Source organism: Mesorhizobium sp. M1A.F.Ca.ET.072.01.1.1 (assembly GCF_004023325.1).
Lineage (GTDB): Bacteria > Pseudomonadota > Alphaproteobacteria > Rhizobiales > Rhizobiaceae > Mesorhizobium.
On the sequence record NZ_RZSF01000251.1, the window covers coordinates 1 to 10,322 of the forward strand.

At 61.9% G+C, this 10,322-nt stretch carries 14 protein-coding genes, 1 tRNA gene and 1 pseudogene; 4 read left to right on the plus strand and 12 right to left on the minus strand.

What is annotated here, in order from left to right; all coding sequences use genetic code 11:
* The 4 genes from EOA32_RS26925 to EOA32_RS26940 all read right to left on the minus strand — a co-directional run.
* The coding region (locus tag EOA32_RS26925; protein WP_348632226.1) for a PQQ-dependent dehydrogenase, methanol/ethanol family at window positions 1-1,440 on the minus strand (1,440 nt) is incomplete at its 3' end.
* 125 nt (window positions 1,441-1,565) lie between these two features.
* Window positions 1,566-2,348, minus strand: coding sequence for a heme-binding protein (locus EOA32_RS26930; protein WP_245499394.1), 783 nt, complete (start codon window positions 2,346-2,348; stop codon window positions 1,566-1,568).
* Window positions 2,349-2,811: 463 nt separating this feature from the next.
* Window positions 2,812-3,216: a DUF982 domain-containing protein gene (locus EOA32_RS26935; RefSeq protein ID WP_128373330.1), complete on the minus strand. Its 405-nt coding sequence runs from the start codon at window positions 3,214-3,216 to the stop codon at window positions 2,812-2,814.
* A gap of 241 nt (window positions 3,217-3,457) precedes the next feature.
* Window positions 3,458-4,582, minus strand: coding sequence for a phospholipase D-like domain-containing protein (locus EOA32_RS26940; protein WP_348632227.1), 1,125 nt, complete (start codon window positions 4,580-4,582; stop codon window positions 3,458-3,460).
* Between the two features lie 550 nt (window positions 4,583-5,132).
* Between EOA32_RS26940 and EOA32_RS26945 the strand changes: the two genes are divergently transcribed.
* Together EOA32_RS26945 and EOA32_RS26950 are read left to right on the plus strand one after the other, a co-directional pair.
* Entirely contained in the window at window positions 5,133-5,426 is a 294-nt protein-coding gene (locus tag EOA32_RS26945) for a DUF768 domain-containing protein (protein ID WP_189407400.1), read from the plus strand.
* Window positions 5,407-5,694, plus strand: a complete 288-nt coding sequence (locus EOA32_RS26950) for a hypothetical protein (protein WP_066993818.1) — start codon at window positions 5,407-5,409, stop codon at window positions 5,692-5,694. Before EOA32_RS26945 ends, EOA32_RS26950 begins: the two co-directional genes overlap by 20 nt.
* A 28-nt stretch (window positions 5,695-5,722) precedes the next feature.
* Here the strand turns inward: EOA32_RS26950 and xth are convergent, their stop codons facing one another.
* Window positions 5,723-6,511 (minus strand): exodeoxyribonuclease III, encoded by a 789-nt coding sequence (gene xth, locus EOA32_RS26955; RefSeq protein WP_066993815.1) that lies wholly within the window; start codon window positions 6,509-6,511, stop codon window positions 5,723-5,725.
* A gap of 58 nt (window positions 6,512-6,569) precedes the next feature.
* The gene (locus EOA32_RS26960) at window positions 6,570-6,779 is read right to left on the minus strand and encodes a hypothetical protein (RefSeq protein ID WP_066993812.1); all 210 of its coding nucleotides are present in this window, start codon (window positions 6,777-6,779) and stop codon (window positions 6,570-6,572) included.
* 153 nt (window positions 6,780-6,932) lie between these two features.
* Between EOA32_RS26960 and EOA32_RS26965 the strand changes: the two genes are divergently transcribed.
* On the plus strand, window positions 6,933-7,814 hold the full coding sequence (locus EOA32_RS26965; RefSeq protein ID WP_128373333.1) for a hypothetical protein: 882 nt from the start codon (window positions 6,933-6,935) through the stop codon (window positions 7,812-7,814).
* Window positions 7,815-7,949: 135 nt separating this feature from the next.
* On the opposite strand, the gene EOA32_RS40655 is transcribed toward EOA32_RS26965, so the two are convergent.
* Window positions 7,950-8,081 carry a hypothetical protein gene (locus EOA32_RS40655; protein WP_281015290.1) on the minus strand — a complete coding sequence of 44 codons (132 nt, stop codon included), beginning with the start codon at window positions 8,079-8,081 and terminating at the stop codon, window positions 7,950-7,952.
* A 129-nt stretch (window positions 8,082-8,210) separates the two neighbouring features.
* Here EOA32_RS40655 and EOA32_RS26970 point away from each other — a divergent pair, with 129 nt between their 5' ends.
* Window positions 8,211-8,417: a hypothetical protein gene (locus EOA32_RS26970; protein WP_095777391.1), complete on the plus strand. Its 207-nt coding sequence runs from the start codon at window positions 8,211-8,213 to the stop codon at window positions 8,415-8,417.
* Window positions 8,418-8,567: 150 nt separating this feature from the next.
* On the opposite strand, the gene EOA32_RS26975 is transcribed toward EOA32_RS26970, so the two are convergent.
* From EOA32_RS26975 to EOA32_RS26995, 5 genes and pseudogenes are all read right to left on the minus strand, one after another.
* Window positions 8,568-8,643 (minus strand) — tRNA-Phe (locus tag EOA32_RS26975).
* Between the two features lie 156 nt (window positions 8,644-8,799).
* Entirely contained in the window at window positions 8,800-9,021 is a 222-nt protein-coding gene (gene yacG, locus EOA32_RS26980; RefSeq protein WP_095782982.1) for a DNA gyrase inhibitor YacG, read from the minus strand.
* Window positions 9,018-9,644: a Maf-like protein gene (locus EOA32_RS26985; protein ID WP_128373334.1), complete on the minus strand. Its 627-nt coding sequence runs from the start codon at window positions 9,642-9,644 to the stop codon at window positions 9,018-9,020. Before EOA32_RS26985 ends, yacG begins: the two co-directional genes overlap by 4 nt.
* 19 nt (window positions 9,645-9,663) lie before the next feature.
* On the minus strand, window positions 9,664-9,882 hold the full coding sequence (gene infA / locus EOA32_RS26990; protein WP_006200926.1) for a translation initiation factor IF-1: 219 nt from the start codon (window positions 9,880-9,882) through the stop codon (window positions 9,664-9,666).
* Window positions 9,883-10,078: 196 nt separating this feature from the next.
* Window positions 10,079-10,322: pseudogene (locus EOA32_RS26995) on the minus strand (protein-tyrosine-phosphatase); the annotation flags it as partial.

Below are 10,322 nucleotides of genomic sequence, written 5' to 3' on the forward strand. Positions count from 1 at the left end.
TGCCACCGCGCCGCTCCATACCGGGAAGTTTTCCTTGAGGCTCCAGGCCGGTTTCTCTGCGGCAATGTCCCAGGCAGTGAAGGCGCCGCGATTGCCGCCGGGGCCTGGGATCATTCGCACGTTCATTCCGACATAGGGCGTGCCGGCGATGTAGTTCACCTCGACGCCTTCCTCGTCCATGCACAGATTGTTGTGCGGGATATAGAGCAGGCCCGTCTTCGGCGAGAAGGCCGAAGGCTGCCAGTCCTTGAGCCCCGAGGCGGTCGGGCAGATGTCGCGGACAACCTTGCCGGTTCCGGTCTTCTTGTCCGGGTTTTCCATCAACCTGCCGGTCTTGAGGTCCACACCCTTGCTGGAGTTGACGGGGCCATAGGGTTTTGCGGACAGGACCTCGCCGGTGTTGCGATCAAGGACGTAGAGATAGCCGTTGCGCTCCGGCCGGACCAGCACCTTGCGCGACTTGCCCTGCCAGTTCATGTCGAGCAGGATTTGCTCATTGATGCCGTCATAATCGTGGAGATCGTGCGGGGTCCACTGATAGAACCATTTCGCCGCTCCGGTATCGGGATCGCGGGCAAAAATGCCCGATGTCCATTTATTGTCGCCGGGACGCAGATCCGGATTCCAGGGCCCCGGATTGCCGGTGCCGTGGAAGATCAGATTGAGATCGGGGTCATAGGAGATCCAGCCCCACATATTGCCGCCGCCGATTTTCCAGGCCTCGGGCGGCCATGTCGTCACACCAAGGTCCTTGCCCTTGTCCATGTCGTAATGCGGCTTGAAATCCGGGCCGATCAGCACCTCCTTGTCGGGACCCGTACTGTAAGCCGTCCAGACGACATGGCCATCGCCAGCGTCGAGCGCCTTGACCCAGCCGCGTACGCCCATCTCGCCGCCCGAATTGCCGACGAGCACTTTGCCCTTCACCACCAGCGGCGCCATGGTGAGGGTCTCGCCGACATTGATGTTGCCGACATGGGTGTTCCAGATCGGCTGGCCGGAGTTCGCATCGAGCGCGATCGTGTGGCCGTCCAGCGTGTTGAAGAAGACGCGCCCGTCGGCGAAGGCGGCGCCGCGATTGACGACGTCGCAGCACGCCACCCCTTGTGCCGCGGGCTCGGGATTGGGTTCGTATTTCCACTTGATCGGTGCGCCAGGTTTGGAGAGGTCGAGCGCGTAGACGATGTTGGGAAAGGGCGTCACGATATACATCGTGCTGCCGACCACCAGCGGTGCCGCTTCCTGGCCCTTGTTCACGCCGGTCGAGAAGGTGAAGGCGACCTGCAGGTTCTTGACGTTGCCTGCATTGATTTCCGCGAGCTCGCTATAGCGGGTCGAGGCGTAGTTCTTGGCTGGCATCGTCCATTGGCCGTCGTCGGGCGGGGCGGCGGAGGCCGGCGGCGAGATCGCAGGCGTCGAGGGCGACTCCGAGGCGGCCATCAGAACTGGGAGACAGGCCAGCATCATCGCCCCAACAATGCTTAATCCCGCATATTGCCGCGCAGCCCGGGTGAGGCGAGCGCGTCCGGACTGCGCACACCTCGCCGTCAGCTGTCGCGCTGCCTTCATTTCGGGACCGAGCCTCCGACGCTGGCGCCCAGTTCCGCCGCTATGTCGGCCTCGCGCCCGGCGCAAAGCGGATGACCCCAGCCGGATGCGCTTTTGCCGCCTGGGTCGAGGTCATAGATGATGGCGTCCTTGCGATTGGGATTGACGCCTGCCGGAACCTTGTCGAGGCCGAGCGCTGCGCGGACGCGCCAGGCGACGTTGTGGTCGGCGCAGGAGGAATCGCCGCTGACCCCGAGGCCGCCGACGATCGCCTTGCCGTCGTACAGGGCCAGGCCTCCGCCGAACACCACCACGCCTCCGATGGGTTTGCCGATCAGCGGGTCATTGGGGCTGCCGAACGTCTTGGCGTCGCCGGCGTAAGCCGCCGCCTGATTGACGGGGTTGGTGGCCTGCAGGCCGAACAGCGGCCCGCCTGGTTGCACCCCGGCATAAAGATTGGCGGTCGACAGGGCCATATTCGCGAGGCTGAGCCCGTTGGCCGTGTTGGCCTTCTCCGCCGCGACCAGCCGGCTGCCGGGCCATTGCGCGTCCACGGTAGGGCCGCTGAAGGCGACGGCGCAGACCGTACCGTCACGGGCAACGATCGCGGCCCATTCATTGGTCTCGAAGCCGCCATTTGCCGGCCCGCCACTCGCCTTGACATTGGCCTTCAAGGCCGACAGCAGCTTGTCGTGATCGGTCGGGCAGGGCGCTTGCGCCCAAGCGGGATTGTGTGGCAGCACCGCGATGGCCAAGAGTAGGAGGCCAAGAGCGGCCGACGGACACTGGCGGAAATGCATGGCGCTTCGGAACACCTTGTTCAACGCGGACAACAAGGGAAAACAGAAATCTGGCGGCAGAAACTCCAGTCTCGCCGTTCTGCAAGCTGATCCTGCTCTTGCTGCGCGAAACCGAACGGACAACGAGCCCCTTTGTTCCTGCTGCCCAGAAAGGGACTGCAAGAATTGCGTGTGGCAGGTGCATCCATATCGAAGTCCGGCCCAACAGCACCAAGGACCTGGCGGTGCCATCGTCGCTCCTGGGAGGCGGCCAGCGTTCCTCGATCGCTGCAGCCGTCAACAGCAGGAGGTACGCGGCTGCTTGGTCTTGCGACATGTGCAGTAGAGGAACTAGCTGTGCCGCCCTGCGTTGGACGGGCAATGGAGCAGCTTCGTTCAGATTTCGCGCCGATCGCACAGCCCGGTTACTGGCTGGCCCTGCTGCTTTTGTTGCTTCCCTATGGGGTCGGCGTGTTCTTCCTCATCAGGACGTGCCACTGCCTGTGACTTGATCCGCTGCCTCGGCGGCGTCGAGCTCGAGGCAAGGCGCGCTCGCGCAAATCCCGGTCTGGATCGCCCAGCTGACGAACACTTTCCTGGCCGCCGCGACCGGCCCGCGGCCATCATATGCCGCGCAGCAAGCGTCGCTGGCCAAACCGTGCAGGCGGCACCGCTTCTCGAACGGCCACTCCTCCAGGAATTCGATGGCGTCCATCGCGCAACGGATTTTCCTCACGCCAAATGGCACGTCATCAACAAGGACAGGTTCAGCGAACACATCAGTGCTCATTGCGCCTGGTTCTGCCGCGCCGTGGTCGTGACCATAGTTGTCGCTTTGCCGAGAAATCAAAGCACCCCCAACGGGCTCCCCGAAGACATTTGGGCCCATGACCTTCCTCCGCTTGATGCGCCAATCGCCGGCAGGCCAAACAGATGCTCAGCAAGGTATTGGGCATGTGCCGGCGGCGCTGAGGTGAAATATTGGAAGCGCGATTTTCGGCGTCAAGAGCCGCCCCGTGGCGGCCGACCCTGGCTCACCTGGGGTGGGTTGGCAAACCGGCCGATCTGGGTGACGGGCGGCCGAAGAGACAAGCAGCGGCTGGTGTTTTGCGTTCGGCTCCATGGGCTGACTAGAGCTGCGCGTGGAGCGTGCTGGCCAGCCAATCGGTGAACTTTTCGCGCATGGGACGCGATCTCCATTCGGCAAGGCTGATCTGCCTCGAGCGCTTCAGATCTTCGTTGAACAAGTCGATCTGCGTTCGTGCGAATTCCTTGCCATAGACGTTGAGCGTGGCCTCATCGTTCAAACGCAAAGACCGCTGGTCCAGGTTGGTGGAACCGAAGCTCGCCCAGACGTCGTCCACGATCAGCAGTTTGGGGTGATACATCGTGGGCTGAAACTCGTAGATCCGCACCCCGGCCTCGAGCAATTTGCCCCAGAAATAGCGCGAAGCTTTGCGGACGATCGGAACATCCGTCAGGGAATTGGGAACGATCACATCGACGGCGACGCCTCTTTTTCTGGCGTCCAATATCTGCTGCAGGGCGATGTCGTCCGGGACGAAATAGGCCATGCCGATGCGCAGGTGGTCTTTGGCCGCGGCTATGGCGGCCAGCATCATCAGCTCCATGTTTTCGGAGCCGTTCGGCTGCGAAGAAAGGATCAGCTGGGCACGGAGCGCACCCGCGGCTTCGGGCGGCAGGTAGAAGTTCTCGCCCTGCAACGTCTCGCCCACTGTTTCCAGCCAGTTCTCGGCGAAGGCCGCCTGGAACCCGGGCACAGCAGGCCCTTCGATCTGGTAGTGCGTGTCGCGCCACTCATTGGGGTTGCGCGCATCTCCCAGCCAGTTGTCCGCGATGCCGACCCCGCCTGTGAAGGCGACCCGCCCGTCCACAATGAGCAGCTTGCGATGCGTTCGGTTGTTGACGCGGTCGAGCGTGTACCAGTGGATCGGCCGATAGCGCTCGAACCGAACGCCAGCACTCGTCATGATTTGGATCAGCTTCTCATCGAAGGGAAGACTGCCAAGCCAATCGACGAGCACGCGCACTTCGACACCCTCTCGGGCTTTCGCAGCCAAAGACGTGGCGAACTCGTAGCCGACCGAGCCCGACCAATAGATGTAGGTTTCCATGTTGATGGTCTTTCGGGCCGAACGGATCGCTTGCAGCATGGCGGGAAAAATCTCGTCGCCGTTGACGAGGGTCTGCACGGCGTTCGCCTCGAACATCTGCCCCTGCGAATAGCTGCTCATGCTCCTTGCGAATTGCGGATCTGCCGCATCGAAACGGTGCGGCACGATGGTGCGGATGACACGGGTCTCGGGGATCAAGTTGATCGCGAGCAGCGTGACCAGACTGGCGACAAGCGCGACGGCCAAATACTTGAGGCTGCTGAGCAGCCTCCGCCGGTTCCGACCAGATCTCACCTTTCACGCGCCCGCTGGAGGCGCCAGGGTGGCCGCCCCATACCAATTCAGACTTTGCCGATCGAAAACGACACACAGTGCTGCGTAGGCCAGCAGCACCAGGAATGCGGCGGGACGGTACGCTAAAGTGCCGATTGAGGTGAGGAAACTCGTTATCGGGTGATTTGCCATGCTCAAGAACTGTTGATCCTGACGCAGGTTCCAGTCTTGAGCCGGGAGTCTGAAGTGCAAGCCTGAAGCTATAACAACTTTCGACCAACGCCTGCATCCTTCGCAGGCAATCGGCGTTGAAGAAGGATCCTAGAGGGCGGGTTTAGACATGGACACGAAGCCAACTGACGCTGACACGGTTTCCGCTCAGGAACCGGATATCATCGTGAACAAGACCGCGCATTTCGTCGGGGAATGGATCGACGAGCACAAGGCGGAAGCCGCAGCTGCAATCCCGGCCGAAATCGCCGCCGAGAAGCTCGCCGAACAATGCATCGCCGATGCCGAAGGCCTGGGAATACTGGCTGAGGATATAGGCGACGAAGTCGGCGATCTCAAGCAATACATCGCGGAAACAGTGCTCGGAGACGAAACTTCCAGCAACGGCAAGATTGAGAGCCCGCCCGATCCGCTCCCGGCGGCGCCGAAAGGAGAAACCAATGCCGAAGTTCCGTTTTGAGTTCATCGAAAGTACGGCGCAGCCGGCCATCCAGGTCGACATGGAAAATTTGGATGCCGCCAAGGCCGAGGCGAAACGCGCGGCTAAGGAGGCGATGCTCGATGGGATTGTCGAAGGCGTCGACCCGACATCGTGGGTTACGAGAATCTACGACGAAGCGGGGTATCTGGTCGCCACGATCGGATTCCAGGACCTTGTGGCCGCGCCCCAAGCTGTCGGACAAGCCCACGAACAGACCGATGAGCCCGGCGTGATACGCTCGGGCTGATGCCGCTCCTGGGCAGGCCATCGGAACCTCAGTCGAGCTTTCCAGGCCAGGTCAGCTCGATCCACGCCGGGGCATGATCGCTTGGCCTTTCCAAAGCTCTTACCGCAGCATCGACGCCCGCCCCTCGCAGCCGGTTTGAAAGTGCCGGACTGATCAGGAGATGGTCCATTCGCAGGCCGGAGCTCCGGTCATAACCGCCCCGGTAGGAGAAGTTCCAGTAGGTGTAGACCCCCTTCTCGGGATGGATCTGCCGAACCGCATCCGTCCAGCCCATCTTCAGCAAATCGGCGTAAGCGTCACGACTCTGCGGGAAAAACACTGCATCGCCCAACCAGCGCGCCGGCACCACCGCATCAATCGGGGTTGGCACCACGTTGTAATCGCCGCACAGGACCGTTTCCTCTTTAAGCAAGGTCTGGGAATAGCTGATCAAACGCTGGAACCACGCCAGCTTGTAATCGAATTTAGGTCCAGGCGCGGGATTGCCGTTCGGCAGATAGATGCAGCCGATCACCAGCCCATCCACCTCGGCCTCGATGTAGCGGCTGTGCGTATCGTCCGGGTCGCCTGGCAGTCCGCGCCTGCGCTCCTGCGGCTGTTTCCCACGGGCCAGAATCGCTACGCCGTTGTAAGATTTCTGCCCATGCCAGACGGCGCAGTAACCAGCCTGCCGGATCGCCTCGGCAGGGAACTTCTCATCGGATGTCTTGAGCTCCTGCAGGCAGACGATGTCATAGCCGGTTTCGCCAAGCCATTTCAGGAGGACCGGCAATCGCCCATTGACGCCATTTACGTTGAAAGTAGCGATCCTGGTCATCCGGTTATCTTGGCCGATGATCTCTCCGGGCAGTCACCCCGATACTTGGTTTGGAATACTAGCTGTCTTTCTTGTAGGATTTGGCGGCCTCATCGATCTTGCGCCAATCGTTTCCGTGGCGCCGCACCAGCTCCCGCGCCTGGGCCGGCGAGATGTTTTGCGTTTCCACGATATGGTTCACTTCCGTTTCTTCGCCTTTCAGCGGGCGCGAACGTGGCCTTCTGGGCCGGCTCGCCGCTGTTTCATCTGCATCACGTCGTCTCGCCATGGGCTGACCTCTCCTGATCCGGATTAACCGTCGAATGCCGGGAAGGTTTCCGCTCGCGGTTCCTCGAGCAGTTCGGCTTGTCTCGGCTGTGTGGCTTGAACCCAAAGAACTTGCGCGGCGTTCCTTGCGAGCAGAGCTAGCAAGCGCAATCCGATGGAAAAATCCGAAGCCCATTTTGAACCGCAGAAGCCTCGTGGTGCCGAAGCGCGCTTCCCGTACGATCGAGCGGCAGTTGAGCGGTTCCAGCTTGCGTTTCCGCGCGCGAGGTGGAGCGACGAGCGCCGGAGCTGGTTCGTGCCCGGAAAAACGGCGGCGCGGCGGATCGAGCGCTGGCTGGCGCAGGAGACGGCGGCTCGCGCAGTCCATGACGACAGTAAGGGGCGGGATGCCTTCGCCTTCGATCCACTGTCGAGCCACTATCTGGAAGTCGCGGACGACCTGCGCATTCGCACGCCTTATTCGAAGACCGTGGTGGAGGAACTGCGAGCGGTTCCATGGGCGAGTTGGGACGACGAACTGCGGGTCTGGCGGGTGCCTTTTCGCGCTTATGAGGAGCTGCGGCGCCGTTGGCCAAGCATCGAAAGAGCCGCCCAGCGCGCCGAGCCGGAGGAGAGGAAACGCCGACGGGAGGCTGGTAAACACTCCGATGAGCACAAGGCCGCCAGGCTGCGCCATGCCGAACGCAGGCGCCGGCGCTATCCGGTTCCAGCCGAAGACCTGCCTCCGCTCGGTCGCGCCGTGGCGACGGTGCAATATGACGTTGTTGTCTTCACCGGGATTTCAGGCGAGCTCGCCGACCCCTCTGACCTGGCGCCGTTCTACCCACAGTCGATGGAGACCGGCTTCGGCGCCGTTTGGGCGAGGTGGCGGCCGCCGACCTTGGCTGAACTGATCAAGACATGGCCGGCGCGGCGTCCTGCCGGATCAGCGGAACGATCGAGAGGGTGGTGGCAGCCGACGCTTGGTGAACTCAGAATCGCTCGCCGAAAGGCGAAAAGCCTGGAGCGGAGAAAACGTTCGCGACGTGCCGATTGATATTCTTGGGTCTATGATGGCTGTCACATGACAAGCGAGACGGGCCGCCGCCAAGGCTCGCGTACCCGATTTTCATCTTGAGAACTCTTTGATTGCTGGAATGTCGCAGACCGAAAAGGAATTTCGGGTGCGATTTCAGCCACGCGGGACCGGCATCACCGCAGCCAAGCACGCGAGCTCATTGACTTGATCGGCATCGACGCAGCTTCGCGTCTTCGGCAGGCGCGCCTTCTCAAGAAGACGTAACCGCTCAGGCGCGATTTTCATCACGGCCTCATTTGTTAGCGCGCGGCTTGCCGGAGAGGCGTATCACCCCTTTGTCGTTCGTACCGAGTAGTGAGGCAAGCGGACGCTTGAAAGCGGTATCGTGCTTTCGCCCCTGGCCAGGAGGCACGCATGTCCCTGCATGGTGTTTTGGATTCCACCCAACTTGAAATCCTCTCAAAAGCTGTCCATCGCTATTGTTCAAGGCATGGACTTGAGAGCGAGGAAGACCGCCAGTTGGTCGCCATGAGGGCCATGAGCCTTTTCGGCCAGGGCACAACTGACCTTGACCGGCTGTCCGCGAGACTGGAAAAGCTCGGCGAACCTGGGCACGGCTAAACCGGCTGGCAAGCGTGCGGCCGTAACAGCCCGAGCGCAGCGCTCCCAATCCCGCCAAATTGCGCCATCGGTAGCAAAAAGATCGCCAACCCCAACTGCTTGCTGCAGCGTAGAAGCTTCGGCGAAAGAGAATGTGGGAGAAGAGGGGGATGGTGCCCAGAGGCGGATTCGAACCACCGACACGCGGATTTTCAGTCCGCTGCTCTACCAACTGAGCTATCTGGGCCTGCGCCGGCTAACGGGATCGTCCGCCGGGTTTCACGGAAGCGCCGGGTGGCGCCCCCCTCGAAAGCGCGTGGTTATAGCACGGGAATTCGCCCTGTCCAGCGCTTAGGTGTTGATAAAGAAAAATCGCCGGGAAACGGCGTATTGCTACGGGCCTTCACTGCCCGTCTGTGGACGAAGGGCCTTGCTTGGGGCCTCCGTCTTCTTCCTCTGCGTCGTCGCGGCCGGGAATGACGTAGGCGCCTTTCAGCCAGCGATTGAGGTCGATGTCCTTGCAGCGTGTCGAGCAGAACGGATAGTGCTCCCGCACCGAAGGCTTGCCGCATTCGGGGCAGGGGCGCTTCGGCCTCAGCGGCGTGACCTTTTCGTCCGGGCTCATGGCCGCGCGACGTGCCAGTTCTTGTGCGGCTTGAAGCCCTCGCCGGACAGCAGTGCGATACTCTCGTAGAGCGGCAGGCCGACCACATTGGTGTAGGAGCCGACCAGCTTGACGACGAAGGAGCCGGCGAGGCCCTGCACGGCATAGCCGCCGGCCTTGCCGCGCCATTCGCCCGACGCGACATAGGCGTCGATCTCCTCGCGCGGCAGTCGCTTGAAGCGCACCCTGGTCTCCACCAGCCGCTGCCTGAGCTTGCCGCCCGGCGTGATCAGGCAGATGCCGGAATAGACCCGGTGCGAGCGGCCGGAAAGCAGGCCGAGGCAGTTCACCGCGTCGTCGATCGTCTCGGCCTTGGGCAGGATGCGCCGTCCCACCGCCACCACCGTGTCGGCGGCCAGGATGAAGGCCGGCGCAAAGTCTTCCTCGCTCTTCAGCGAGGCGAACGCCTTCTCGGCTTTGTCCTTGGAAAGGCGCTTCGCCAGCGAGCGCGGATGCTCGGCGCGCAGCGGCGTCTCGTCGACATCGGCGGGCAGCACGCGGTCCGGCTCGATGCCGGCCTGCTGCAATAGCTCGATGCGACGCGGCGAACCCGAGGCAAGCACGAGCTTCTGCAGGATGCTCATCGCGGTTCGCGCCGAATTGTTACTTGAAGCGGTAAGTGATGCGGCCCTTGGTCAGGTCGTAAGGCGTCATTTCGACCAGGACCTTGTCGCCGGTCAGCACGCGGATGCGGTTCTTGCGCATGCGGCCGGCCGTGTGGGCGATGATTTCGTGCTCGTTTTCGAGCTTCACCCGGAACATCGCGTTGGGCAGCAGTTCCGTGACCACGCCCGGAAATTCGAGGACTTCTTCCTTCGGCATTCGATACCTTTGCTTGGATGGCGGTTCCGGGGCCTAGAGCATGATGCCGAAAAGTGTGAAGCGGTTTTCGGACGACATCATGCTCTACTCTTGATCTGGAGCCGGACGATTTCAGGTCGAACAGACCTGAATTCGTCCGACTCCAGCCGGAATTTGCGGCGGAACCTATATGATAATCGCCCGCTTGTGAACATGCTTAATCCGTCGCGTTTTTTGCTTCCGGAAGCAAGAAACGCCGGCTTATGCGCGTCTTCAGCCGCTCTCGCACATCGCGATAGGCGGCCATGATATGCTCGCGCGTGCCGCCGGTGTCGGTCGGGTCCGGCATCGGCCAGTACTCGACCTTGACGGCGAGCGAGCGGGTAAGCTCGAGCGCGGCGTGATGCGCTTCCGGCGCCAGCGTCACAATCAGGTCGAAATAGTCGTCTTCCAGCTCGTCC